General features: G+C 66.8%; 21 protein-coding genes. 12 read left to right on the plus strand and 9 right to left on the minus strand.

The window, feature by feature from the left end:
• Positions 1-91: 91 nt before the first annotated feature.
• The 3 genes from B0E47_RS12885 to B0E47_RS12895 are packed head-to-tail and all read right to left on the minus strand — an operon-like array spanning position 92 to position 2,855.
• The gene (locus B0E47_RS12885; RefSeq protein WP_077514652.1) at positions 92-850 is read right to left on the minus strand and encodes a glycosyltransferase family 2 protein; all 759 of its coding nucleotides are present in this window, start codon (positions 848-850) and stop codon (positions 92-94) included.
• Complete coding sequence (locus B0E47_RS12890; RefSeq protein ID WP_077514653.1) at positions 847-1,653, minus strand: beta-ketoacyl synthase chain length factor; 807 nt, start codon at positions 1,651-1,653, stop codon at positions 847-849. Before B0E47_RS12890 ends, B0E47_RS12885 begins: the two co-directional genes overlap by 4 nt.
• Positions 1,650-2,855, minus strand: coding sequence for a beta-ketoacyl-[acyl-carrier-protein] synthase family protein (locus tag B0E47_RS12895; RefSeq protein WP_077514790.1), 1,206 nt, complete (start codon positions 2,853-2,855; stop codon positions 1,650-1,652). The genes B0E47_RS12890 and B0E47_RS12895 overlap by 4 nt, the downstream gene beginning before the upstream one ends.
• A gap of 166 nt (positions 2,856-3,021) precedes the next feature.
• Here B0E47_RS12895 and hemF point away from each other — a divergent pair, with 166 nt between their 5' ends.
• Positions 3,022-3,927: an oxygen-dependent coproporphyrinogen oxidase gene (hemF, locus tag B0E47_RS12900; RefSeq protein ID WP_077514654.1), complete on the plus strand. Its 906-nt coding sequence runs from the start codon at positions 3,022-3,024 to the stop codon at positions 3,925-3,927.
• A 120-nt stretch (positions 3,928-4,047) separates the two neighbouring features.
• On the opposite strand, the gene B0E47_RS12905 is transcribed toward hemF, so the two are convergent.
• Positions 4,048-4,689 (minus strand): hypothetical protein, encoded by a 642-nt coding sequence (locus B0E47_RS12905; protein ID WP_174566991.1) that lies wholly within the window; start codon positions 4,687-4,689, stop codon positions 4,048-4,050.
• 178 nt (positions 4,690-4,867) lie between these two features.
• Here B0E47_RS12905 and gpmA point away from each other — a divergent pair, with 178 nt between their 5' ends.
• The 4 genes from gpmA to B0E47_RS12925 all read left to right on the plus strand — a co-directional run bounded on the left by gpmA (position 4,868) and on the right by B0E47_RS12925 (position 7,385).
• On the plus strand, positions 4,868-5,611 hold the full coding sequence (gene gpmA, locus B0E47_RS12910) for a 2,3-diphosphoglycerate-dependent phosphoglycerate mutase (protein ID WP_077514791.1): 744 nt from the start codon (positions 4,868-4,870) through the stop codon (positions 5,609-5,611).
• A 3-nt stretch (positions 5,612-5,614) separates the two neighbouring features.
• Complete coding sequence (locus B0E47_RS12915) at positions 5,615-6,013, plus strand: cupin domain-containing protein (protein WP_077514656.1); 399 nt, start codon at positions 5,615-5,617, stop codon at positions 6,011-6,013.
• Between the two features lie 76 nt (positions 6,014-6,089).
• Positions 6,090-6,701 carry a DUF6445 family protein gene (locus tag B0E47_RS12920; RefSeq protein ID WP_077514657.1) on the plus strand — a complete coding sequence of 204 codons (612 nt, stop codon included), beginning with the start codon at positions 6,090-6,092 and terminating at the stop codon, positions 6,699-6,701.
• A 114-nt stretch (positions 6,702-6,815) separates the two neighbouring features.
• Positions 6,816-7,385 (plus strand): DUF1453 domain-containing protein, encoded by a 570-nt coding sequence (locus B0E47_RS12925; protein WP_077514658.1) that lies wholly within the window; start codon positions 6,816-6,818, stop codon positions 7,383-7,385.
• A gap of 176 nt (positions 7,386-7,561) precedes the next feature.
• Here the strand turns inward: B0E47_RS12925 and B0E47_RS12930 are convergent, their stop codons facing one another.
• The 4 genes from B0E47_RS12930 to B0E47_RS12945 all read right to left on the minus strand — a co-directional run bounded on the left by B0E47_RS12930 (position 7,562) and on the right by B0E47_RS12945 (position 11,481).
• Entirely contained in the window at positions 7,562-8,692 is a 1,131-nt protein-coding gene (locus B0E47_RS12930; RefSeq protein WP_077514659.1) for a glycosyltransferase family 4 protein, read from the minus strand.
• On the minus strand, positions 8,689-9,435 hold the full coding sequence (locus tag B0E47_RS12935) for a polysaccharide deacetylase family protein (RefSeq protein ID WP_077514660.1): 747 nt from the start codon (positions 9,433-9,435) through the stop codon (positions 8,689-8,691). The genes B0E47_RS12930 and B0E47_RS12935 overlap by 4 nt, the downstream gene beginning before the upstream one ends.
• Positions 9,436-9,665: 230 nt before the next feature.
• Entirely contained in the window at positions 9,666-10,784 is a 1,119-nt protein-coding gene (gene zapE, locus B0E47_RS12940) for a cell division protein ZapE (protein WP_077514661.1), read from the minus strand.
• A gap of 7 nt (positions 10,785-10,791) precedes the next feature.
• Positions 10,792-11,481, minus strand: coding sequence for an alpha/beta fold hydrolase (locus B0E47_RS12945; RefSeq protein ID WP_077514662.1), 690 nt, complete (start codon positions 11,479-11,481; stop codon positions 10,792-10,794).
• Positions 11,482-11,541: 60 nt separating this feature from the next.
• Here B0E47_RS12945 and B0E47_RS12950 point away from each other — a divergent pair, with 60 nt between their 5' ends.
• Positions 11,542-12,135, plus strand: coding sequence for an ACP phosphodiesterase (locus B0E47_RS12950; protein WP_077514663.1), 594 nt, complete (start codon positions 11,542-11,544; stop codon positions 12,133-12,135).
• A gap of 119 nt (positions 12,136-12,254) precedes the next feature.
• On the opposite strand, the gene B0E47_RS12955 is transcribed toward B0E47_RS12950, so the two are convergent.
• Positions 12,255-12,776, minus strand: a complete 522-nt coding sequence (locus B0E47_RS12955) for a c-type cytochrome (RefSeq protein ID WP_077514792.1) — start codon at positions 12,774-12,776, stop codon at positions 12,255-12,257.
• Between the two features lie 474 nt (positions 12,777-13,250).
• Between B0E47_RS12955 and B0E47_RS12960 the strand changes: the two genes are divergently transcribed.
• From B0E47_RS12960 to B0E47_RS12985, 6 genes are all read left to right on the plus strand, one after another.
• Positions 13,251-14,468 carry an efflux RND transporter periplasmic adaptor subunit gene (locus B0E47_RS12960; RefSeq protein ID WP_077514664.1) on the plus strand — a complete coding sequence of 406 codons (1,218 nt, stop codon included), beginning with the start codon at positions 13,251-13,253 and terminating at the stop codon, positions 14,466-14,468.
• An 83-nt stretch (positions 14,469-14,551) separates the two neighbouring features.
• Positions 14,552-17,791 carry an efflux RND transporter permease subunit gene (locus B0E47_RS12965; protein WP_077514665.1) on the plus strand — a complete coding sequence of 1,080 codons (3,240 nt, stop codon included), beginning with the start codon at positions 14,552-14,554 and terminating at the stop codon, positions 17,789-17,791.
• 159 nt (positions 17,792-17,950) lie between these two features.
• A complete protein-coding gene (locus tag B0E47_RS12970; protein ID WP_077514666.1) occupies positions 17,951-21,094 on the plus strand; it encodes an efflux RND transporter permease subunit in 3,144 nt (1,047 codons plus the stop codon).
• A gap of 144 nt (positions 21,095-21,238) precedes the next feature.
• Entirely contained in the window at positions 21,239-21,535 is a 297-nt protein-coding gene (locus tag B0E47_RS12975) for a LysM peptidoglycan-binding domain-containing protein (protein ID WP_077514667.1), read from the plus strand.
• Positions 21,536-21,550: 15 nt separating this feature from the next.
• Positions 21,551-22,084: a hypothetical protein gene (locus B0E47_RS12980; RefSeq protein WP_077514668.1), complete on the plus strand. Its 534-nt coding sequence runs from the start codon at positions 21,551-21,553 to the stop codon at positions 22,082-22,084.
• A gap of 289 nt (positions 22,085-22,373) precedes the next feature.
• The gene (locus tag B0E47_RS12985) at positions 22,374-24,599 is read left to right on the plus strand and encodes an NADP-dependent isocitrate dehydrogenase (RefSeq protein WP_077514669.1); all 2,226 of its coding nucleotides are present in this window, start codon (positions 22,374-22,376) and stop codon (positions 24,597-24,599) included.
• Positions 24,600-24,603 lie beyond the last annotated feature (4 nt).

Below are 24,603 nucleotides of genomic sequence, written 5' to 3' on the forward strand. Positions count from 1 at the left end.
GGCGGGTCTGCTTCCGCCCTGGCCGGCGTGTCGCCGAGGCATCAGTGACCACGGCGCGGCATCCTGCGTCGCCCCGACAAGTCGGGCGTAGCTATTCGGCAGCCATCGTTGCGATCACCACGGGTTGCGCGCGCGAGCGGCGATAGCTGGCGACGATGTGACCGTAGTGGATGACCCGGCCGATCGTGTAGGTGGTGATGCGGGTGACATCGCGCACCGGACTGAGGTGGCTGGGACGGAACGGGCCGTGGTAGCGCGAGGCGATCGGCACCGAGACGATGCCCAGATGCTTTTCGCGGGAGGCCGCGATCAGGATGGCCGCCTCGAACACGAAGTTCTCCGCCGGCAGCTCGACCAGTTCCAGTGCCGCTCTGGGGTACCAGCGCTGGCCGCTCTGAGTATCAGCGACCGGCTGTGCGCAGGCCCAGGAGATGCCCCAGTCGGCCACCGCATTGGCGCGGCGACGCCCCCTGGGTTGTTGCGCCTTGTCCAGCAGGCGTGCACCGATCACGATGTGATCCCGATGGCTCGTGGCCGCTGCCACGATGCGCGGAATGTCGCAGGCCAGGTGCTGGCCATCGCCGTCCATCGTGAGCACCGCGTCGTAGCCCTGGCGCGAGGCCTCGCGAAAACCGTGGCGCAATGCCTCGCCCTTGCCGCAGCGCCGGGCATGACGCAGCAAGGTCACCGGCAGCGCCGCGACGATGTCCGGGGTGCGGTCGTCCGAACCGTCGTCGATCACGATGACCGGCGCGCCGAGGGCGAGCACGGATTCGATCACGGACTGGATCGCCGCTTCCTCGTTGAGGCAGGGAATCAGCACGCACCAGCGAGTCACCGCGGCGCTCATGCCGCAAACTCCCGCTCGACATGCCGCACATCGATCTGCAGGCCGAGCGTGCCCGATGCTGCCAACCGGCAGCGACCGGAGCCCTGGCTCAGCGATGCGAGCAAGGCCAGGCTGGTGGCCGAGGGATTTCCATGGCGCCACCCGGCCAGCGGCTCGGGCAACGGCGTATCGGCGTGTTCGGCAAGCAGCTGCAGGTCGAGCGCCGCGATGCTCGATGGAGCGGCGGCCGGTGCCAGCACCAGGGCGCAGCCGAACACCTGCGCGCAGCCGGTGACTTCGCGCAGCGGTCCGCTGCCTGCAGTGTCGCTGCACACCAGCAGCACCGCGCACCGTTCGGCCAGCACCTGGCTTGCCGCTTCCAGCAGGCCGGCACCGAAGCTGGCGCGCTGCGCGGCGACCGCGGTGGATGGCGCATGGCAGCCGCTGGCCATCGTCCAGTAGCCGACCGCCGCGTTGTGCACCGAGTTGTGGAAGCGGATCGGCGACAACTCGGCTGGCGCTTGCGCCAGGGTGGCGCACATGTAATCGGTGATCGGCTGGTCGCCGTGCGAGGAGGCGAACACGCAAGCGAGGGTGGCCGCATCGCGCGTGCTCATCGTCACCGCCTGATCGGCGACCTCGACGGCCAGCAGCACGCTTTCCGGTGCTCGACGACGTTCATTCGGCGGCAATCTGGCGGCCGCGGGCCGCGCCGGCGGAGGCGTCGGCACGCCGCCGCCGAGCACGCTCCCCAACGCCGCGAAATCCGCCAGTTGCGGCGACCACAGGCCCACACCTTCGACCCACACCCGCAGCGTGCTCATGCGCCGAATCCCGCCCGTGCGAAAGCCAGACAGGCGTTGTTGCCGCCGAAGCCGAACGAATTGCTCAGCGCCACATCGATGCGTTGCCGTTCGTTGCGCCAGGCGAACGAGGCGCCACAGTCCGGATCGGGCGACTCGCCGCCGAGGTTGCCCGGCACCAGCCCATGCTCGATCGCAAGCAGTGCCACCACGGCCTCGACGATGCCGGCGGCACCGAGCGTGTGGCCGGTGTAGCCCTTGGTGGAACTGGCCCGCGTGGTAACCGGAAAACTGCGGTTGACCAGCGCCGCCTCGACCTCGTCGTTCTTCCGGCTCGCCGTGCCGTGCAGGTTGATGTAGTCGACCTGGGCCGCTTCCAGTCCGGCGCGCGCCAGCGCGTCGCGCAGCGCGAGTTCCGCGCCGAGTCCCTCCGGGTGCGGCGTGGACATGTGGTGTGCGTCGCTGGCTTCGCCGTAGCCGAGCAGTTGCGGCGCATCGGCAGCCATCCCGCTGCGCTCGAGCAGGGCAAAACCGGCCGCCTCGCCGATCGAGATGCCATCGCGCGCGACATCGAAGGGCCGGCACGGCGCCGTGGAGACCAGCTCCAGCGCGTTGAAGCCGAACAGCACGCTGTCGCACAAGGTGTCGACGCCGCCGACCACCGCCGCATCGACCAGGCCGAGCCGGATCATCCGCGCGGCACTGGCGAATACCTTGGCACTCGACGAGCAGGCGGTGGAAACGGTCAGGCACGGGCCGGTCAGTTCGAGTGCGGCGGCCACGAAGGCGCTCAGCGAGTGCGGCGTGTGGATCGCCGGTCGCAGCATGTCATCGGGCAGGCCGCCGTCGGCATCCAGCCGTCGATAGGCTTCCTCGGTGGCGCCGATGCTGGCGGTCGACGTGCCCAGCAGCAGGGCGATGCGGGCGGCGCCATAACGTGCGCGGGCGATCTGTATTTTTTCGATGAAACCGTCCTGTTGCAGGCCAAGCCAGGCAAGCCGGTTGTTGCGGCAGTCCCAGTCGGCGAGGGCCGGCGGCAGGGCGGTGGTCTCGACGCCCTCGACACGGCCGATCCAGCATGCCAGCGGTGCGCTGCCGATGTCGTTCGGGCGCAGGCCGCTGCGACCGTGGGCAAGCGCATCGAGTTGTGCCGTCAGGCCGTGGCCGAGCGCGGAAGTGGCGGTGTACGCAGTGACCGCGAGTGGTGTCGTCAACATGGGCATCATGAAAGCCTAGCGGGCGTATCCGGGATTGCCTAGCCTGGCGGCAGGCACCCGGGCATCGTCCGCAGCGCGGCATGAAGATGCCGCGAACGGCGCGGCACCGCGCCGCAGCGATCGGCCGGGTCGATCTTGCTAAGCTCGCGGCATCGAACCGACCGGATCCACGATGAGCCAGCAAGCCGATCTTGCCGAGAGCTTCCTGCGCGAGCTGCAGGAGCGCATCTGCGCCGCCATCGAGCAGGCCGATGGCGGCGCGCGTTTCGTGGAGGATGCATGGACGCGGCCCGCCGGTGGTGGCGGGCGTACCCGCGTGCTGCGCGACGGCGCCGTGTTCGAGCAGGCCGGGGTCAATTTCTCGCGCGTGTCCGGCGATCAGTTGCCGCCCAGCGCCACCGCGCACCGGCCCGAAATGGCTGGCGGCAGCTTCATCGCCACCGGCGTGTCACTGGTATTGCACCCGAGGAATCCGCAGGTGCCAACCACGCACGCCAACGTGCGTTATTTCGAAGCGAGCAAGGAAGGTGTGGAACCGGTCTGGTGGTTCGGCGGCGGTTTCGATCTGACCCCGTTCTATCCGCACGACGAGGACGTGCGGCACTGGCATGCGGTGGCGCGCGACCTGTGCGCGCCGTATGGTGCCGACGTCTATCCGCGCTACAAGCAGTGGTGCGACGAGTACTTCTACCTGAAGCACCGCAACGAGACCCGCGGCGTGGGCGGGCTGTTCTACGACGACCTCAACGAGGGCGGCTTCGAGCGCTGCTTCGCGTTCACCCGCGACGTCGGCCAGGGTTTTCTCGACGCCTACCTGCCGATCGTCGAGCGTCGCAAGGAAGCCCCGTTCGGCGAACGCGAACGCGAGTTCCAGCTGTACCGGCGCGGCCGCTACGTGGAGTTCAACCTGGTCTACGACCGCGGCACGCTGTTCGGCCTGCAATCGGGCGGGCGCACCGAATCGATCCTGATGAGCCTGCCGCCGCGCGTGCGTTTCGAATACGCATACACGCCCGAACCCGGTTCCGAAGAGGCCAAGCTGGACGCATACCTGAAACCGCGCAACTGGCTGCCGTAGGAGCCCGCTCGCGGGCGATGCTTTTGCGTCGGGATGACCAGACATTCGTCTGTTGAAAACCGGGATTCGGGATTTGCAAAAGCATCGCCCGCGAGCGGGCTCCTATGGGGAGTTGCCGCGTTACGGATTCGCGCCGCTGAACTTCACCACCGTGGCACCCTTCACCGGGCCGATCTGCGCGCTGTCGCTGACCTTCAGCACCACCTCGCGCCGGAATTCCAGGGTCCCCTGCACCACGGCGTGCGGGCCGATCACGATCACCGGCGTGCGCTCACTGCCCCAGTGGAACCTGCCCTGATTCGGCTTGTCGACCAGGATGCCACCCTCGACATGCGAGTTCGCGCCGACCGTGATATCGCCGGCGACCGTCGCGATGCCGCCGGCGACGTGGGCCCCGTCCAGCACGATCGCGCCATTGACGTTGTCGAGTTTGCCGCCGACCTCGGCACCGTTGCCCAAATGGATGCTGCCGTTGACGGTGCTGACTTCGCCGCTGACCTTGCTGTAGCTGCCCAGGCTGATCGAGCCGTTGACGGTGCCCAGTTTGCCGGCCTGGGCCTTGTCGCCCAGCTCCACCGCGCCGTTCACGGTGCTGGCCTTCTGCACGGTCGCGCCGTCGTCGATGTGCAGCGCGCCGTTGACCGAACTGACGTTGCCCGCCTGCTGGCCTGCTTCGACGTGCACCGAGCCGTTGACCTTGTCGATGTTGCCGTCCCGCGCAGTGGCCAGCAGCGGCAGGCCCAGGGCGAGGGTGGCGAGCATGAGTACCGTGGGGAGTCGACGCATGGGAATCTCCTTGGATGGCTGGTTGGTGGTGATCAGGGCATCTGATGCAGCAGCGGCCCGATCGGTTTAGCGTGACCTGTGGCAGGGGGTGCATTTGACGCTGGCGGCAGCGCGCTTCACCATTCCCGTTCTGTCGCCCGCGATGAACGTCAACATGCACAAGCTCGTACTGATCCGCCACGGCCAGTCGCAGTGGAACCTCGACAACCGCTTCAGCGGCTGGGCCGACGTTGATCTCACCGAACAGGGCATGGCCGAGGCGCGCGAGGCCGGCCGGCTGCTGCAGGCGGAAGGTTTCAGCTTCGACGTGGCACACACGTCGGTACTCAAGCGCGCCGTGCGCACCTTGTGGGGCGTGCAGGATGAAATGGGCCTGATGTGGCTGCCGGTGCTCACCGACTGGCGCCTCAACGAGCGCCACTATGGTGGGTTGACCGGCCTCAACAAGGCCGAGACGGCGGCGAAGTACGGCGAGGACCAGGTCAAGATCTGGCGCCGCAGCTACGACATTCCGCCACCGCCACTGGCGCGCAGCGCGAACGAGTCGGTGCACGATCCGCGCTATGCCAGCCTAGATCCGAAGGAGATTCCCGACACCGAGTGCCTGAAGGACACCGTGGCCCGCGTGCTGCCTTACTGGCACGGAGTACTGGCCCCGGCGATCAGGGCTGGCCAGCGGGTGCTGGTCGCGGCGCACGGCAACTCGCTGCGCGCCCTGGTGAAATACCTCGACAGGATTTCCGACGAGGCGATCGTCGAGCTGAACATCCCGAACGGCATCCCGCTGGTCTACGAATTCGACGACGAGCTGAAGCCGCTGCGCCATTACTACCTCGGCGATGCCGACGCGATCGCGGCGAAGATGGCCGCGGTGGCCAACCAGGGCAAGGCGAAGTAGGCCATGCCGGCGGCGATTTCTCCCCGCCAGGCGGCCGCGGCGCTGACCGAGTACTGGTCGCCGCGCGTGATTGGCGAACTCGACGACAGCTATCTCAAGGTCGCCAAGGTGCTGGGCACGTTCGGCTGGCATTGCCATGACGACGAGGACGAACTGTTCGTGATCCTCGCCGGTCACCTGCGCATCGAGCTGGAAACGGGTGCGGTCGAGCTGGGCGAGGGCGAGCTGTTCGTTGTGCCCAGGGGCGTGCGCCACAATCCGGTGGCCGCCGCCGAATGCCTGGTCCTGCTGATCGAGCGCAAGTCGACCCTGCACACCGGAAGTGAAGTGACTGCACGCACACGTTCGATCGCACAGCAGCTTGGTGGCGTCGACCCGGCCGACGCTCCGGTGCAGGGGTGACCAACGCGCGTCGCGGGCATCCGTCGGGCCGTGTTGCGCGGCAGCGGCAAAGCAGTTCCCACCAAGGTCACCATCCATGCCTACATCATTGATCATCGCCGACGACTTCCTCGAAAACGCGGATGAATTGCGTCGCGCCGCGCTGCGGATGACGTATCCACCCCAGGAGGGTCCATATCCGGGGCGAAATTCGCAGGAGCGCATCGACATCACCGGGCTCGCGCAACAGGTCTCCCACCTCGTCGCCGAGCCTCTGAAAATCAGGACGCCGTTGGAATCGCATGCCAAATGCCGGATCGCGCTGGCGGGAGACAAGGGGCACGCGAAAGTGCACATCGATCCGGGTACCTACTGGTCAGGCATTCTGTATCTCAGTCGGCCGGAGGATTGTGTCGGTGGCACCGAGTTCTTCCGGCATCGCCGCACCGGCACCGATCACGCGCCCATCGACCCGGCGGAACGCGCACGGTTGGGTTATGCATCGGATGAGGAGATGCATCGCGACATCATCGAGAAGGACAGCAGCGATGACTCGAAATGGGAACTCACCATGCGCGTACCCATGCGATTCAATCGACTCGTCCTGCTGCGGCCATGGCTGTGGCATACCGCCGGGTCCTCGTTCGGCGACAGCATGGAAAACGGACGCCTGGTCTACCTGATGTTTTTTTCGTCGGCCAGGTCGTAGCGGAAACCGCCATTGCCGACCAGGGCGTTCACCCTTGAACAGGGTGACAATCGTCAGTCGCAAGCGACCATCCACCAGGCTAGGCTGAAGGCTGTTCATCGACGCGACCACGCCATGCCTGCCCATCTGAACCAGTACCTGATCATGCTGCCGCTGCTCGCCCTGATCGTGTGGCGACGGGTCAGCCGCAGCTTCGGGCGGCAGCCGATCCGGCGCAAGCGGATGATCGCGCGCATCGTGATGTTCGCGGTCATCGGTGGCCTGCTGGCGCTCGGCGGATTCCACCAGGTGGCACTGGCCGAGGGTTTGTTCGGCGGCATCCTCATCGGCGGCGCGATCGGGTTGCTCGGCCTGCAGCTGACCCGCTTCGAGGTCGACCCGGTCAAGGGCGACTGCTACGTGCCGAACCCGTGGATCGGCGCCCTGCTCACCGTGCTGCTGCTGGGGCGGCTGGCCTGGCGTCTGCTGGTCGTGTGGCCGCAGATGCAACAGGCCTCTGCGCTGGCTGCCGCCCACGGCCCGGGCATGCAGATGCAGCCGATGGGCTACGCGTCGAGCCCGTTGACGATGCTGGTGATCGGCCTGCTGGTGGGTTACTACATCGTCTACTACAGCGGCCTGCTGGTTCACCACCGGCGTTTCCAGCGTACGCATCCGGCCGCCAGCGCTGCCCACATCGAGTGACGTCTGCGGCATCGACCAGGCAAAGGAGGCGTCCCCGGTGGTGATCGCGGTGATCTACATACTCACCGTGCTGGTGCTCGAAACCCGCTGGCGCGCATTGCGTCGCAGCTGATCCGCGTCGCGCATCGGGTGCTGCCGCAGATGCCGGCATCGCTCCCCACCGACCAGTGCGGCGGTCACGACGCCGCGTGATGCGAATGCTTGCCGAGTGGTGCGCCAGGGTCGCGCAGGCACGCCTCGGTCAGCGATCTCACCAGCTGGGCGGCGATCACGGTCGTGCTGAAATGCCGCTGCACGAATTGCCGCGCCTCCGTGCCCATCGCTTGCCGGGTGGCGGGGTCGCACAGCGTGAGGATCGCTTCCCGCCACGCCTGGCTGTCGCCAGGCGGCAGCAACAGGCCGGTGACGCCAGCCTGCATGGTTTCCGGAATGCCGCCGATATTGCTGCCCAGTACCGGCACTTCCGCCGCCTGCGCCTCCACCGAGACCCGCCCGAACGTCTCCGGCGCAAGCGACGGGAATGCCAGCATCGACATCGCGCTGTACCAGGGATGGACTTCGTTGATCCAGCCGGTGAAGTGGTGCCGTGACGCGAACGGGCCAGCGGCGGCCTGTTCGCGCAAGGCCGGCGCATCCGGGCCGTCGCCGAGCCAGAGGCAGTGCAGTCCGGGTTCCTCGGCCATTGCCGCGGTAACCGCCTCGAGCAGGGTGAATATCCCCTTGCTCGCGTGCATACGGCCGGCATATCCCAGCACGATCGCATCCTCGCCGATCCCCAGATCGCGCAGGATCATGGCACGTCGTTGCGCGTCGGGCTGGCAACGCGTCATGTTCACGGGGTTGTACAACACTTGAACCCGCGCGGCGGCGATGCCGCGGTCGAGGTAGGCCTGGCGGGCATGATTCGACACGGCGAAAAAACGCCGCGCCAGCCGCGGCAGCAACCACGCCGACAGCTTCTTCATCGGCGGCGTGCGATGGCGGAACAGTGCCACCGGAATGCGGAGCAGGCGCCCGACGACGATCAGTGGCCAGTATTCCTTGCCGAAGTTGCCGATCAACCAGTCGGGGCGCAGCTGCCTGGCGGCCACGTAGACTTTGGCGTAGCCGCGCAGATCAAGGACGTTGCGGAACCTGCCGTGGTGCAGGCGCACGCGGGTACCGGCCAACTCCTGCGCGATCAGGCTGCCCGGAGAAGCCACCACATCGACTTCGTGGCCGGCTTCCACGAGTGCTTCGGCCAGCGCCACGAAGTGGGTGGCGGCTCCGGTGTTCTCGGGATTGGTTCCGACCAGCAGGAATTTCATGCGCGCCGATCCTCGTAACCGGTCAGGGCGCGCATGGCGAATTGCGGCAGCAGGTGATGCCGCGCAATTTGCACGCGGGGCAGGCGCCACAGGTCGGTGCCGGGTACCGCGCGGCCGCGCCGTGTGCTGGTAGCCGCGGCGTAACCCGCCGCGCGGGTGGCGGTGACCACCCGATCGTCAAGGGCGCCGTAGGGGTAGCAGAACTGCGTTACCGGCGTGCCCACCAGGTCCTCCAGCTCGGCCTTGCTGCCGCGGATTTCGTCGTGCAAAGCAAGGTCGTCGCAGCCGGTGAGTCGCGGATGGCTGCGCGTATGCGCACCGATCTCCATGCCGCCGTCCGACCATTGGCGCAGTTCTGCTGCCGTCATCAGGCGCTTGCGGATACCCAGCTTCTGCGCATCCCAGGTGTTGAACCGGCCGATGTTTCCGCTGACGGCATAGACCGTGGCGGTAAAGCCGAACTTCTGCAGCAGCGGCAGTGCGGACTCGAGATTGTCGGCATAGCCATCGTCCAGCGTGATCACCGCCACGCGGCCTTCGCGTTCGCCGCGGAGATAGGGCATGGCTGCCGACATCGACAAGCCGGTGTAGCCGAGCCGATGCAGCAGCCACAGCTGCCGCGAGAAGGCGTCCGGACTGACGTACAGGCTCCGATACACGGACAGGTTGCGCGGCGCCCGGGCGATGTTGTGATACATCAGGATGGGCAGCCGGTTGGCAGGCTGCGCCGGTGTCGTGTCCATGTTCCGCTTCCGTGGTCGCTGGCAATGACCAGGCAAGTCGATCAGGCAGGGAGCTGCCTGCTCCCGCCATGGCGGGATTCCCCGAGTTCGCCCGAGTACTCAGGTGGTGCACTCTGGATGAGCCAGTCTTTCAGGACGCTGTTGGATGGCTCAGGCGAAAGGCGGGTGTTAAGCGAGTGGACAGCTATACCCGGGCGTCCAGGAACGAACCGGTCGGGCGTGTCCGCGTGTCATTCCGCCCGATGCGCCAGCGCGAGGTATTCCTCGCTCTGCATCTCGATCAGGCGCGACTCGGTGCGGCCGAATTCGGCGCGCAGGCGCTCGCCGTCGTACAACTCGGTGATTGGCGCGGCGGCGCTGAGCACCAGTTTGACCCGGCGGTCGTAGAACTCGTCCACCAGTTGCACGAAGCGCTTGGCGGCGTCCTCGCTGTAGATGGTGAATTGCGGCACGTTGGCGATGATGATGGCCGGCCCGGCCTTGGCCAGCGCGATGTAGTCGGCGACCGCGCGCGGGCCTTCGCACAGCGCGGCGAACTCGAACCACAGGATGCTTTCGGCGCGCTTGTGGAACGGGATGTCGCGCGCATTGATGTGCAGCACACCATCCTGCTCGATCGTGCCGCTGGCCTGGCTGGCGAAGATCCGCTCCAGCGCGCGATGCGCCTCGGCGCCCGGCGGAGTCAGATAGACCGGCGCCTGGGTCAGTGCGCGCAGGCGCCAGTCGCGCGAAGAGGCCAGCTCGAGCACGTGGCAACGCTGCTCGATCAGCGCGATCGCAGGCAGGAAACGGGCGCGCTGCAGACCGTCCCGGTAGAGGTTGGCCGGCGCGGTGTTGGAGGTGGTGACCAGGCTCACGCCACGCTCGAACAGGGCCTCGAGCAGGTTGGCCAGGATCATCGCGTCGCCGATGTCGTTGACCAGGAACTCGTCCAGGCACAGCACCCGGCAGCGCGCGGCGATGCCGGCGGCCACCTCGACCAGCGGGCTCTCCCGCTCGCCCAGTTCGCGCAGGCTCGCGTGCACCTCGCCCATGAAACGATGGAAATGCCGGCGCAGCGCCACCCCGTGCGGCAGGCTGGCCACGAACAGATCCATCAGGAAGGTCTTGCCGCGGCCGACCGTGCCCCACAGGTACAACCCGGGTACCGCCGTGGACGGATCGTTGCCGAGCAGCGACTTCAGCCGGCCGAACAGGCCGTTCCCGCTGGCGGGTTCGACGCACAAGGCAGCATGCATGCGGTCGAACTCGGGCAGCAGTGCCAGCTGGGTCGGATCCGATTCCCAGCGGTGCGCGGTGACGCCTTCTTCGTAACGCGCGCTGGGCGCGAGGCATGGCGTTTCACTCATGGAGGGATCAGGCCTGGCGCGCCGGTGGCAGCCAGCCGCGCACGGCATGCTTGATCGCGCCACGCAGATCCATCAGCCGACGGTGGAAGAAGTGGCTGGTCTCGGGTATGCGCACCAGTTCGGGCTTGTGCTCCAGCGCGTCGACCCAGTCGAACACGGCCTGCGGCTCGACCACCTCGTCCGCCTCGCCCTGCACGATCAGCCACGGGCAAGTCGGCATCGCCACGGTGCTGAAGTCCCATCGCCCCACCGGTGGCGCGATGCTGATCAGCGCATCGACCCGCAACGGCACCGCCTGGGCGATGCTGACATAGCTGCCGAAGGAGAAGCCCGCCAGCCACAGCGCGTCGTGCGGGCGCACGCGACGCGCCCAGGCCACCACGGCGGCCAGGTCCTCGCGTTCGCCACGGCCCTTGTCGTAGCTGCCTTCGGAATTCCCGGCCTCGCGGAAATTGAAGCGCACGGTGTCCAGCCCGGATTCGCGCAGCGCACGCTCGGCCATGGTCACCACCTTGTTGTGCATGCTGCCGCCCTCGCTGGTCAGCGGGTGGCAGATCACGGCCACGCCGCGGCGCGCGTCGGTCGGCTCGGCGATGTCGGTGGTGACCTCCAGCTTGCCGACCGGCCCGGCGAGCATGAAACTGGCGGCAACGTCGGGAAAGCCGGCGGGGTCCGCAGGAAATTCGGTCACGTTCATGCAGAGGATGATAACCGCCGCGCACGTTCGCCGCCTGTGGCCACGTTTCGGGTCGCGCGGATGAACCATCTGGCGCACACCCTGCTTGCCGGTGACGACGAGGACTTGCGCCTGGGCGGCATGCTGGGCGATTTCGTGCGCGGCCGCCCCGATCCGGCGCTGTGGGCGCTGCGGGTGGTCGACGGCATCCGCCTGCATCGCGCCATCGATGTGTATACCGACACCCATCCCGAGGTGCTGGCGGCCAAGGCCAGCCTGCCGCCGCCGTACCGGCGCTACGCCGGGATTCTGCTCGACATGTGGTTCGATCACTGCCTTGCGCGGGACTTTTTGCGCTGGAGCGCGCGGCCGTTGCCGGAATATTCCGTGGCGCTGCGCGCCTTGCTGTGGCGCCAGGATGCCTTGCTGACGCCGGCGTTGCGGCGGTTTCGCGGGTACATGGAGGCCAACGACCTGCCGGCTGGCTATGCCGATCGCGCGGTGCTGGGGCGGGCGCTGGCCGGAATCGGCCAACGCCTTAGTCGGGCCAATCCGCTGGACTCGGCGTTGCCGGTGCTGGTGGCTCAGGAGGAAGAGCTGCAGCGGTGCTTCGAGGTGTTTTTTCCACAATTGCAGGGGTTTGTGCAGGAGTGGGTGAACCGCGCAGGGTCGTGAACCCTCTCCCCAACCCTCTCACCCACAAGGGGACTCCTTCGGTCGCCAGCGGGAGAGGGGGCAAACGAAAACGCCGCCCATGGGGCGGCGTTTGATGACAGCTTGTTGGATCAGGCGAATTACTTCGCCTGATCGACGATCCAGTGCACGGCGGCCTTGACCTGGTCTTCGGTGAGCGCCGGGTTGCCGCCCTTCGGTGGCATGAAGTTGCCGTCCGGGCCGTGGTAGCCCTCGGTGGCGTGCTTGATGAGGGTGTCGATGCCTTCCTTGATGCGCGGCCCCCACATCGCCTTGTCGCCCAGCTTCGGCGCGCCGGCGATGCCGGCGGTGTGGCAGCTGGTGCACAGGTGATCGTAGATTTCCTTGCCGTCGGTGGTGCCGCCGTAGGCGACCTGGGAAGCGGCAGCCTTGGCGGCGGCATCGGCCGCAGCCTGCATCGCGGCGCGGCCGGTATCGCCGGCGTAGACGGCGCCCGCCGGGGCGATCCGCTCGGCGACCTTCGCCGGCTGGTTGGGGTTGGTCTCCCTGGGCTCGTGGTTGTTGATGGCCAGGGCAGACAGCACCAGGATCACGGTCAACACCGCCAAGCCGCCGATCGTCAGCGAGAACTGGCGCAGGAAGCTCTGGTCGGACTTGCTAATGGAACCGCTCACGCACGTACTCCTGTCAGTGGGCGGGCCGGGCCGCCTGATTGCCTGTACTGTCACGCCGGACTGGCGAAATCGTCGCAGTGGGCAGGGTCGAACGCGTCGATGGGCCCCTGTCCTTGCCGCTGGCTGCCGGATCGCGCCGGCGCGCGCCGATGACCAGTCCGGTATTATAAACGAAGCGTGCGGCAAGTTTCAGGCTTGTCGCTTGTTTGCGTCGGCGGCGCTGGCCGGGAACATTGCGTCGTCAATCCGGTCTGGGTTGCATCGGGGGCAAAACCCTGCCATCGGTCATGGCCCACCCCTGTCAACCGGCATTGTTCAAAGGTGTTTAAGTGCCCCTATGCTTTGACCATGCGGGCGCGTTCGCTTGTGTGGTTCAGGGTGGAAGCAGTCAGATCGGTCGCTGCAGGTCGGGCGGCGTGTCCGGATGCTGTTTGAACGCAGGGTTCAATCCAGGAGTTTTGCATGTCGCGTTTTTGGAAGATCGCGTTGATCGTATTGGCCGTGGTCATACTGGCCATCGTCGGCATCCGCTTGCTGCACAAGCCGGCCGGCGCGGCATCGCAGGCCGGCGACGGCAAGGATGGCAATGCGCCGCCGGTGCCGGTCACCGTGGTACCGGTGGTGAAGCAGAACGTGCCGGTCTACCTGACCGCGCTGGGCACGGTGCAGGCGCTGAACACCGTGACGGTGATCCCGCAGGTGGGCGGCCAGCTGCTCAGCATCAACTTCAAGGAAGGGCAGCCGGTCGAGAAAGGCCAGGTGCTGGCCCAGATCGACCCGCGCAGCTTCCAGGCCAGTTACGACCAGGCGGTGAGCAAGCGCAACCAGGACCAGTCCCTGCTGGCTACCGCGCGCAGCAACTACCAGCGCTCGCAGGATCCCAAGTACAGCCAGTACGTGGCCAAGATCAACCTGGTCACGCAGAAGAACACAGTGGTCCAGTACGAGGCTGCGGTGGCGGCCGATGAAGCGGCGATCCGCGATGCCAAGGTGCAGCTCGATTACACCCAGATCCGCTCGCCGATCGACGGCCTGGCCGGTATCCGCGCGGTGGATCCGGGCAACGTGGTGACCACCTCCAGCGCCATCGTCACGCTGACCCAGCTGCATCCGATCAACGTGATGTTCACCTTGCCCGAGCAGAACCTCGACATGGTCCGTCGCGCCGCCCAGGTCCAGGCCCTGCAGGTCACGGCGCTGGATCGCGTCGATGCGCACCCGATCGCCAGTGGCGGCGTGCTCAAGGTCATCGATAACCAGATCGACACCACCACCGGCACGTTCCGGCTGAAGTCCGAGTTCAACAACGAGCACAATGAATTGTGGCCGGGCCAGTTCGTCAACGTGCAGTTGCTGGTCAGCACGGTCGACGGCGGCCTGGTGATCCCGGCGCAGGCGGTGCAGCGCGGGCCCGATGGCGACTACGTCTACCAGGTGCAGGGCGACAACACGGTCAAGATGCAGCCGATCGTGGTCGCCGGCGAAGTGGGCGACAGCCACGTGATGGTCGGCAGCGGCCTCAATGTCGGCGAGAGCGTGGTGACCGAAGGCCAGTTCCGGCTCAAGCCGGGCAGCAAGGTCAACCCGCTCAAGCCGGGCGAAGTGCCGGCCGCGCCGACCGCGGCGGAGCTGCAGAAGGCGAACAAGGACAGCAAGGGTGGCGGTCGTCGTCGCCACTGATGTCCGCGTGTCCCCGGCGCATGGCCGGGGCCCGCGCGCGGCATGATCGCGGCTGAGGCCGCTCCACCTCGTCACGGATAACCATGGGATTCTCCACCCTCTTCATACGCCGGCCGATCGCCACCTCGCTGCTGATGGTCGCGGTGCTGCTGCTCGGCATCCTCGGCTTCCGCCAGTTGCCGGTGTCGGCCTTGCCGGAGATCGAGGCGCCCAGCCTGGTGGTGACCACCCAGTACCCGGGCGCCAGCGCCACCACCATGGCGACCCTGATCACCACGCCGCTGGAACGCAACCTGGGGCAGATTTCCGGCCTCAGCATGATGAGTTCGGATTCCTCCGCCGGCCTGTCCACGATCATCCTGCAGTTCAACATGGGCCGCGACATCGACGTCGCGGCGCAGGACGTGCAGGCGGCGATCAACCAGGCCAAGGGCACGCTGCCCGGCAATCTGCCGTATCCGCCGGTGTACAACCGGGTCAACCCGGCCGATGCGCCAATCCTCACCCTGGCACTGCAGTCGGACAGCCGTCCGCTGCGCGACGTCAACGACCTGGCCGATTCGATCCTGGCGCAGAAGCTGTCGCAGGTGCAGGGCGTGGGCCTGGTCTCGATCGCCGGCAACGTGCGCCCGGCCGTACGCATCCAGGTCAACCCGGCGCAACTGGCCAACCTCGGCCTGACCATGGAGGACGTGCGCTCGGCGCTGACCCAGGCCAACGTCAACGCGCCCAAGGGCACGCTGAACGGCAAGACGCAGAGCTACTCGATCGGCACCAACGACCAGTTGGCCGATGCGCAGCAGTACCAGAGCACCATCATCAGCTACAAGAACAATGCGCCGGTGCGGCTCTCCGACGTGGCCAAGGTCGTCGACGGCGTCGAGAACGACCAGCTCGCCGCCTGGGCCAACGGCAAGCCGGCGGTGCTGCTGGACATCCGCCGCCAGCCCGGCGCCAATATCGTGCAGACGGTGGAGCAGATCCGCAACGTGCTGCCGGAGCTGCGCAGCGCGCTGCCGGCGGACGTGCACCTGGATGTGTTCGCCGACCGCACGGTGACCATCCGCGCCTCGGTGCATGATGTCGAGTTCACCCTGATCCTCACCGTGTTCCTGGTGGTCGGCGTGATCTTCGTGTTCCTGCGCCGATTGTGGGCCACGGTGATCCCGTCGGTCGCGGTGCCGCTGTCGCTGCTGGGCACGTTCGGCGTGATGTCGTTCACCGGCATGTCGCTGGACAATCTCTCGCTGATGGCGTTGACCGTGGCCACCGGTTTCGTGGTCGACGATGCGATCGTGATGATCGAGAACATCGTGCGCTACATCGAGCAGGGCAAGGACGGCAAGGAGGCCGCCGAGATCGGCGCGAAGGAAATCGGCTTCACCGTGCTGTCGCTGACCGTATCGCTGGTGGCGGTGTTCCTGCCGTTGCTGCTGATGCCCGGCGTCACCGGCCGCCTGTTCCACGAATTCGCCTGGGTCCTGACGATCGCGGTGACCATCTCGATGCTGGTGTCGCTGACGCTGACCCCGATGATGTGCGCCTACCTGCTCAAGCCCGACCAGTTGCCCGAGGGCGACGATGCGCACGAGCGCCACGCCGCGGCCGGCAAGCGCACCGTATGGTCGCGCACGGTCGGCGTGTACGAGCGCTCGCTTGACTGGGTGCTCGACCATCAGCGCCTGACCATGCTGGTGGCCGGCGCCGCGGTGGTGCTCACGGTGTTCCTGTACATCGCCATTCCCAAGGGCCTGCTGCCGGAGCAGGACACCGGCCTGATCACCGGCGTGGTGCAGGCGGACGACAACATCGCGTTCCCGCAGATGGAAGACCGCACCAAGGCGGTGGCCGAGGCGCTGCGTGCCGACCCGGCCGTGGCCGGTGTGGCCGCCTTCATCGGCGCCGGCACGATCAATCCCACGTTGAACCAGGGCCAGCTCAGCATCGTGCTGAAGGAGCGCGGCCAGCGCGACGGACTGGACAAATTGCTGCCGCGCCTGCAGAAGGCGGTGGCGAACATTCCGGGTGTGGCGCTGTACCTGAAACCGGTGCAGGACGTGACCCTGGACAGCACGGTGGCGGCCACCGAATACCAGTACTCGATGTCCGAGGTCGATTCGACCGAGCTGGCCAAGTACGCCGAGCAGATGACCCAGGCGATGCGCCAGCGGCCGGAACTGGCCGATGTCGACAACAACCTCGCCGACCGCGGCAATGCGCTCAAGCTCACCATCGATCGTGAAAAAGCCAGCCGCATGGGCGTGCCGGTGCAGACCATCGACGACACCTTGTACGACGCCTTCGGCCAGCGCCAGATCTCCACCATCTTCACCCAGCTCAACCAGTACCGCGTGGTGCTGGAAGTGGCGCCGGAATTCCGCAACAGCGTGGACCTGCTCAACAAGCTCACGGTACGCGGCAACGGCTCCGGCGCGCTGACCGGCAGCAACGCCACCAGCTTCGGCCAGGTGAAGTCGAGCAACTCGGCGACGCCCACCGGCATCGGCAGCACCGGCAACATCGGCATCGCGCTGGGCGGCGGCGGCACCATCCCACTGTCCTCGCTGGCCAGCGCCCAGGTCACCAGCGCGCCGCTGGTGGTCAGCCACCAGCAACAGCTGCCGTCGGTGACGCTGTCGTTCAACGTGGCGCCGGGCTATTCGCTGTCGGACGCGGTGGCGGCGATTCAGCAGGTCAACGCGCAGCTGAAGTTCCCGCCGCAGGTGCGCGGCGAGTTCGTCGGCAAGGCGGCCGAGTTCACTTCTTCGCTGGGCGACGAGGTCCTGCTTCTGCTGGCGGCGATCGTGGTGATCTACATCGTGCTGGGCGTGCTGTACGAGAGCTACATCCACCCGCTCACGATCATCTCCACGCTGCCGCCGGCCGGTGTCGGCGCACTGCTGGCGCTGATCATCTGCGGCATGAGCCTGTCGGTGGACGGCATCGTCGGCATCGTGCTGCTGATCGGCATCGTCAAGAAGAACGCGATCATGATGATCGACTTCGCGATCGAGGCGCGGCGCACCGGCCTGAACGCGCACGACGCGATCCGTCGCGCCTGCCTGCTGCGCTTCCGCCCGATCATGATGACCACGGCCGCGGCGATGCTCGGCGCACTGCCGCTGGCGCTGGGCAACGGCATCGGTTCCGAATTGCGCCGGCCGCTGGGCGTGGCCATTGTCGGCGGCCTGCTGCTGTCGCAGCTGGTGACCCTGTACACCACGCCGGTGATCTACCTGTACATGGAGCGCTTCTCCGAGTGGCTGGCGATGCGCCGCGAGCGGCGCGCCCTGGCCCACGCGCGGGCCGGCACCGCGGCGTGACCCGTTCGTGACGAGATTCAGGGCCCGTCCGGGCCATCGGGGCGGACTCGTCCCATGCCGGTCCGATCAACCTTTTTGCGACTTGCCCGTTGAGGGTGGGATGATCGGGTCGTGCCGCGCCCGGCGTGCCGATGTCTGCCTCACGGTGCCTTTCGATCCATGAATATTTCCGGTCCCTTCATACGCCGCCCGATCGGCACCTCGCTGCTGGCGATCGGACTCTTCGTCGGCGGCATGATCTGCTACTTCCTGCTCGGCGTGGCGGCGCTGCCGAACATGCAGTTCCCGGCGATCTTCGTGCAGGCCAGCCAGGCCGGCGCCGACGCCAGCACCATGGCCTCGACCGTGGCCGCGCCGCTGGAGCGGCACCTCGGCCAGGTGCCCGGCATCACGATGATGCGCTCGCACAGTTCCGAGGGCAGCACCTTCGTCTTCATGCTGTTCGATACCGGCACCGATCTGAATTCGTCCGCGCGCGACGTGCAGGCGGCGATCAACGCGGCCGTACCGGATCTGCCGAGCGGCCTCAACGGCGCGCCGAGTTACCAGAAGGCGAACCCGAACGATGACCCGATCATCGCCTTCGCGCTGACCTCCGATACGCAGTCGGCCGCCGACCTCTACAACGTCGCCGATTCGCTGCTGGCACAGCGGTTGCGCCAGCTGCCCGGCGTCTCGTCGGTGGACATCGCCGGCGCGGCGACCCCGGCGATCCGCGTCGACGTGAACCTGCGTGCGCTGAATGCGATGGGCATTTCGCCGGACGATCTGCGCAACGCGCTGACCGCGGCCAACGTGACCGCGCCGCAGGGCTTTCTCAGCAACGGCCAGACCCGCGTGGCGGTCGACGCCACCACCGCGCTGCACAATGCGGATGACTTCGCCAGGCTGGTGATCGCCAGCCGCAACGGCACGCCGGTGCGCTTGTCCGATGTGGCGCATGTCTACGCCGGCACCGAGGATGCCTACCAGGCTGCCTGGTTTCGCGGCAAGCCGGCGGTGCTGATGTACGTCTACAAGAAGTCCGATGCGAATGTCATCGCCACGGTGGACCTGGTCAGGGCGCAACTGCCGGAGTTGCGCGGCTTCCTGCAGCCGGGGACCGAGTTGACCCCGTTTTTCGACGGCACGCCGACCATCCGCGCCTCGCTGCACGAAGTGCAGGCGACCTTGCTGATCTCGCTGGCGATGGTGATCCTGACCATGGCCTTGTTCCTGCGCCGACTCGCACCGACCCTGATCGCGGCGGTAGCGGTGCCGCTGTCGCTGGCCGGCGCGTTCCTGGCGATGTACATCTTCGACTACACCTTGAACAACCTGACCCTGCTCGCGCTGGTGATCGCGATCGGCTTCGTGGTCGACGACGCGATCGTGGTGATCGAGAACATCATCCGCCACATCGACGACGGCATGGGCCGGATGCAGGCGACCCTCGCCGGCGCGCGCGAGATCGGTTTCACGATCGTCTCGATCACCGCGTCGCTGATCGCGGTGTTCATTCCGCTGCTGTTTGCCGGTGGCGTCACCGGCATGTTCATGCACGAGTTCGCGGTGACCCTGGTGGCGGCCATCGTCGTTTCGGCGGCGGTGTCGCTGACCCTCACGCCGGCGCTGTGCGGCCGCTTCCTCAGCGGTCATCGGGTACCTGCGCAAGCGTCGGCGCAACCCGCGAAAAGCCATGTGCTGGACCGCTTTCATGCCGGCATGCTGCGCGTCTACCGCAGGGCACTGGAGTTCTCGCTGCGCCACGCGCTGCTGTTCGCGCTGACCCCGCTGGCGCTGATCGTGGCCACTTTCTACCTGTTCACCGTGGTCAAGACCGGCCTGTTCCCGCAGCAGGACACCGGCCTGATCTGGGGCCGCGCCAGCTCCAGCGCCACCGTGTCGTTCGACGAGAGCAAGCAACGCCTCGAGCGGCTCACCGCGATGCTGATGGCCGATCCGGACGTGGCCAGCGTCGGCGCGCGCCTGGGCACCAGCCGGCAGGGCACCAGCGGATCGTTCAACATCGACCTGAAGACGCGCGCCGAGGGGCGCAAGGACGACACCTTTGCCGTGCTGGCCCGCCTCGCCGCGAAAGCCGCCAAGTACCCGGACCTGAACCTGCGCCTGCGCCCGGTCCAGGACCTGCCCAGCGCCGGCGGTGGCGGCACCAGTCAGGGCGCGCAATACCAGGTATCGCTGCAGGGCAACGACCTGGCCAGTCTGCAGTTGTGGCTGCCGCGGCTGGTCACCGAGTTGAAGAAGAACCGCCAGCTGCGCGATGTCGGCAGCGATGTCGACGAGGGCGGCCTGCGCCAGAACATCGTGATCGACCGCGACAAGGCCGCGCAGCTGGGCATTTCCGTCGGCGCAGTCGACGGCGCGCTGTATGACGCCTTCGGTCAGCGCCGCGTGTCGACCATCTATTCGGACATCAACCAGTACCAGGTGGTGGTCAACGCCCTGCCTGCGCAGACGGCCACGCCGGATTCGATCAACCGCATCTACGTGAAATCCAGCAACGGCACGATGGTCCCGATCACGGCCTTCACCCGCCAGGAGCCGGGCCTGGCTCCCTCGGAGATCACCCACGAGAACCAGTACACCACGATGGATCTCAGCTTCAATCTCGCGCCCGGCGTGAGCATGGGCCAGGCCTTGCAGATCATCCAGTCGACGGCCAGCAACATGCGCATGCCGGGCGACATCAAGCTCAATGTCGGCGCCGATTTCCGCCGCTTCCAGCAATCGCAGAGCGGCATGCTGTGGCTGGTGCTGGCTGCCGTGATCACGGTCTATATCGTGCTCGGCATGCTGTACGAAAACCTGATCCACCCGGTGACGATCCTCTCCACCCTGCCGGCTGCCGGTGTCGGCGCGCTGCTGGCGTTGTGGTTGACCGGTACCGAATTGTCGGTGGTGGCGCAAATTGCCCTGGTGTTGTTGATAGGCATCGTCAAGAAGAACGCGATCATGATGATCGACTTCGCCCTGGTCGCCCAGCGCGAGCACGGCAAGAACCCGCTGGACGCCGTGCGCGAAGCCTGCCTGGTGCGCTTCCGCCCGATCATGATGACCACCATGGTGGCGATCCTCGCCGCGCTGCCGATCGCGATCGGCCTCGGCGAAGGCAGCGAACTGCGCCGTCCCCTCGGCATCGCCCTGATCGGCGGCCTGCTGATCTCGCAAAGCCTCACCTTGCTGAGCACCCCGGCGCTGTACGTGGTGTTCTCGTGCCTCGCTGAGCGGAGGAAGGCGTGGAGCGCACGGCGGCACGCGGAGAAAGCGTTACGCCAGCGTCAGCGACTGCTGCAGACCTGACGCCGCCACGTCGCGTTGATCTCGTCTACTCATCGCGGCGTGCCCGAGGGTGTCGCCAAACTGAATAGTCTGATCAAGCACTCACAAGCCGTTAACCGGAGTCTGGTTATCACGGACCCTCGTTCCGGAACGGAGGTGCATGCGATGGGCAGTGATGACAACAAGCCGGATTTCTCGGATGTGCAGAGCCGTGTGACGTCCGCCGCATCGGGGGCGCCAGCCAGGGCGGATTTCGGCGACGTGCAGTCGCGAGTCAGCTCCACGGTCGACGAGACCACCACGTACACCGTCGCCGCCGGCGACAACCTGTCGAAGATCGCCAAACGCCTCTACGGCAATGCGAATGCGTGGAAGTCGATCTTCGACGCCAATCGGGATCAGCTGTCGGATCCGGATCGGATCAGGCCCGGTCAGATCCTGAAGATCCCGTCCAAATCCTGAAGCAGGAGACGACCCATGAAGAAAACACGCCAACCCCTGATGATGGCCGCCGCGCTGGCGGTCGCGCTGGCGCTGAGTGCCTGCGGCAAGAGCGGCGAGCCGGCCTCGCCGGTTCCGTCATCGCCTCCGCCGAGTGCTACCGCGATGGCGCCGCCGATGACGGCGCCGACCAGTCCGCCGACTTCCTCCACGGCCGCGATGCCCGCCAGCGGCGCCAGCGCGGCGGTGAGCTTCAGTTCGGTCGAGATCGGATCGAGTGTCGATGCGAACAACAAGATCCTTGCCAGCGGCACCAGCTTCGCGCCGAAAGACAGTGTCTACGCCTCGGTCGAGACCATGGGCACGGGTCACGCCACGCTGGCGGCGAAGTGGACCTACCAGGACGGCCAGACCGTGCACGAGGACAGCAAGATGCTCGATGCGATGGGTCCGCAGACCACCGCCTTCATGATCAGCAAGCCTGATGGCTTTCCCGCCGGCGACTACAAGGTCGAGATCTCGCTGGACGGTCAGCCGGTCGCCAGCAAGGATTTCTCGGTGAAGAAGTAGGCGGTCAGCCGTGCTGCGTTGAAACGGGAAGGGACGCGCTCGCCGCGTCCCTTTCGTTTGTGCAGGTCGTCGAGGCGGCGCGGGGGCACGACGGCATGAAGCGGGGATGGCGCTTTCCCCTGCTGGACGAAAACGCGACAATGGGGGGATTTCGCGAACGCTGATCGCGTTCAGCCCGGGCGCGGGGATCGGCGCCAGCGCACGCATGCGCTGGCGCGCGGCATCCGATCGGCCCGGACAAACAGCATCTACCCAGGGCCACGCGGCCGCAGAGAGGTTCACGCAGACCATGTCCACCCCGACCAAGATCATCTACACACTCACCGACGAAGCGCCGTACCTGGCCACGCAATCGTTGCTGCCGATCATCGCCGCGTTCACCGGCAGTGCCGGGGTCAAGGTGGAGACGCGCGACATCTCGCTGGCCGCCCGCATCATCGCGCTGTTCCCCGAACGGCTGCAGGAGAACCAGCGCCTCGCCGACGATCTCGCCGAGCTGGGCCAGCTGGCCACCACGCCGGAGGCGAACATCATCAAGCTGCCCAACATCAGTGCCTCGATGCCGCAGCTGAAGGCCGCGGTCAAGGAATTGCAGGGGCAGGGCTACGCGCTGCCGGATTATCCGGACGAGCCGAAAGATGAGGACGAGAAAAAGTTCAAGGCGCGCTACGACCGGGTCAAGGGCAGCGCCGTGAACCCGGTGCTGCGCGAGGGCAATTCCGATCGCCGCGCGCCGGTGTCGGTGAAGAACTATGCGCGCAAGCACCCGCACCGGATGGGCGCGTGGAGCAAGGATTCGAAAACCCACGTGGCGCACATGGACGGTGGCGATTTCTACGGCAGCGAAAAATCCACCGTGGTGGCGAAGGCCTGCAATGTCCGCATCGAATGGTTCGGCAAGGATGGCAGCCAGGTCGTGTTGAAGCCGAAGATCGCGTTGCAGGCGGGCGAGATCATCGACGCCGCGGTGATGAGCCGCAAGGCGCTGGCCACCTTCGTCGATGCGCAGATCGCGGATGCGAAGCGGCAGGGTGTGCTGTTCTCGCTGCATCTGAAGGCCACCATGATGAAGGTCTCCGACCCGATCATGTTCGGCGTGGTGGTGGGCGAGTTCTACCAGGACGTGCTGGCGAAGCACGCCGATGTGCTGAGGCAGGCCGGCTTCAATCCGAACAACGGCATCGGCGACCTGTACGCGCGCCTCGGCGCGCTGCCAGCGGATCAGCAGGCGGCGATCAAGGCCGATCTCGATGCGGAGTACGCGCAGCGCCCGGGCGTGGCGATGGTCAATTCGGACAAGGGCATCACCAACCTGCACGTGCCCAGCGACGTGATCGTCGACGCCTCGATGCCGGCGATGATCCGCGACTCCGGCAAGATGTGGAACGCCGAAGGCCAGCTGCAGGACATCAAGGCGCTGATTCCCGACCGCAGCTATGCCGGCGTGTACCAGGCCACCATCGACGACTGCAGGGCGCACGGCGCGTTCGACCCGGCGACCATGGGCAGCGTGCCGAACGTGGGCCTGATGGCGCAGGCGGCCGAGGAATACGGCTCGCACGACAAGACCTTCCAGATCGCCGGCGACGGCGTGGTCAAGGTGATCGACGAAGCGGGAACGGTGCTGCTGCAGCACGACGTCGAGGCCGGCGACATCTGGCGCATGTGCCAGACCAAGGATGCGCCGATCCAGGACTGGGTGAAGCTCGCGGTGAGCCGCGCGCGGCATACGCCGGCGGTCTTCTGGCTCGATCCGCAACGCGCGCACGACGCGCAGATCATCAGGAAGGTGGAGCGCTACCTCAAGGACTACGACATCAGCGGGCTGGACATCCGCATCATGGATCCGGTCGCCGCCACGAAGTTCTCGCTGCAGCGCATCCGCCAGGGCCTGGACACGATCTCGGTCACCGGCAACGTGCTGCGCGACTACCTCACCGACCTGTTCCCGATCATGGAACTGGGCACCAGCGCCAAGATGCTGTCGATCGTGCCACTGATGGCCGGCGGCGGCCTGTTCGAGACCGGCGCCGGCGGTTCGGCGCCCAAGCACGTGCAGCAGTTCCTCGAGGAGAACCACCTGCGCTGGGATTCGCTGGGCGAATTCCTGGCGCTGGCCGCGTCGCTGGAGCATCTGGGCAGTCGCCAGCAGAGCGTTGAACTGGAAGTGCTGGCCAGGACGCTGGACCAGGCCAACGGCAAGTTCCTCGACACCGACAAGTCGCCCTCGCGCAAGGTCGGCGAGCTGGACAACCGTGGCAGCCATTTCTACCTGGCGCTGTACTGGGCCCAGGCGCTGGCCGCGCAGGACGAGAGCGCCGCGCTGAAGTCGAAATTCGCCGCGGTGGCCGCGGCATTGACCCGCGACGAGGCGAAGATCGTCGAGGAACTGAACCGGGTTCAGGGCAAGCCGGTCGACATCGGCGGCTACTATCACCCGGATCTGTCCAAGGTCGGCAAGGTGATGCGCCCCAGCACCAGCCTCAACGCCGCACTGGCGCTGCTGTCGGCATGACGTG

This window comes from Rhodanobacter sp. B05, from assembly GCF_002001085.1.
GTDB lineage: Bacteria > Pseudomonadota > Gammaproteobacteria > Xanthomonadales > Rhodanobacteraceae > Rhodanobacter.

Excerpts from the sequence above, each read along its gene's own strand:
- B0E47_RS12975 (WP_077514667.1), top strand. The coding sequence starts at position 21,239 with ATGGGCAGTGATGACAACAAGCCGGATTTCTCGGATGTGCAGAGCCGT.
- B0E47_RS12930 (WP_077514659.1), bottom strand. The coding sequence starts at position 8,692 with ATGAAATTCCTGCTGGTCGGAACCAATCCCGAGAACACCGGAGCCGCC.
- B0E47_RS12895 (WP_077514790.1), bottom strand. The coding sequence starts at position 2,855 with ATGCCCATGTTGACGACACCACTCGCGGTCACTGCGTACACCGCCACT.
- B0E47_RS12915 (WP_077514656.1), top strand. The coding sequence starts at position 5,615 with ATGCCGGCGGCGATTTCTCCCCGCCAGGCGGCCGCGGCGCTGACCGAG.
- hemF (WP_077514654.1), top strand. The coding sequence starts at position 3,022 with ATGAGCCAGCAAGCCGATCTTGCCGAGAGCTTCCTGCGCGAGCTGCAG.
- B0E47_RS12965 (WP_077514665.1), top strand. The coding sequence starts at position 14,552 with ATGGGATTCTCCACCCTCTTCATACGCCGGCCGATCGCCACCTCGCTG.
- B0E47_RS12885 (WP_077514652.1), bottom strand. The coding sequence starts at position 850 with ATGAGCGCCGCGGTGACTCGCTGGTGCGTGCTGATTCCCTGCCTCAAC.
- B0E47_RS12925 (WP_077514658.1), top strand. The coding sequence starts at position 6,816 with ATGCCTGCCCATCTGAACCAGTACCTGATCATGCTGCCGCTGCTCGCC.
- B0E47_RS12985 (WP_077514669.1), top strand. The coding sequence starts at position 22,374 with ATGTCCACCCCGACCAAGATCATCTACACACTCACCGACGAAGCGCCG.
- B0E47_RS12890 (WP_077514653.1), bottom strand. The coding sequence starts at position 1,653 with ATGAGCACGCTGCGGGTGTGGGTCGAAGGTGTGGGCCTGTGGTCGCCG.
- B0E47_RS12935 (WP_077514660.1), bottom strand. The coding sequence starts at position 9,435 with ATGGACACGACACCGGCGCAGCCTGCCAACCGGCTGCCCATCCTGATG.
- B0E47_RS12950 (WP_077514663.1), top strand. The coding sequence starts at position 11,542 with ATGAACCATCTGGCGCACACCCTGCTTGCCGGTGACGACGAGGACTTG.
- B0E47_RS12980 (WP_077514668.1), top strand. The coding sequence starts at position 21,551 with ATGAAGAAAACACGCCAACCCCTGATGATGGCCGCCGCGCTGGCGGTC.
- gpmA (WP_077514791.1), top strand. The coding sequence starts at position 4,868 with ATGCACAAGCTCGTACTGATCCGCCACGGCCAGTCGCAGTGGAACCTC.
- B0E47_RS12920 (WP_077514657.1), top strand. The coding sequence starts at position 6,090 with ATGCCTACATCATTGATCATCGCCGACGACTTCCTCGAAAACGCGGAT.
- B0E47_RS12905 (WP_174566991.1), bottom strand. The coding sequence starts at position 4,689 with ATGCTCGCCACCCTCGCCCTGGGCCTGCCGCTGCTGGCCACTGCGCGG.
- B0E47_RS12960 (WP_077514664.1), top strand. The coding sequence starts at position 13,251 with ATGTCGCGTTTTTGGAAGATCGCGTTGATCGTATTGGCCGTGGTCATA.
- zapE (WP_077514661.1), bottom strand. The coding sequence starts at position 10,784 with ATGAGTGAAACGCCATGCCTCGCGCCCAGCGCGCGTTACGAAGAAGGC.
- B0E47_RS12970 (WP_077514666.1), top strand. The coding sequence starts at position 17,951 with ATGAATATTTCCGGTCCCTTCATACGCCGCCCGATCGGCACCTCGCTG.
- B0E47_RS12945 (WP_077514662.1), bottom strand. The coding sequence starts at position 11,481 with ATGAACGTGACCGAATTTCCTGCGGACCCCGCCGGCTTTCCCGACGTT.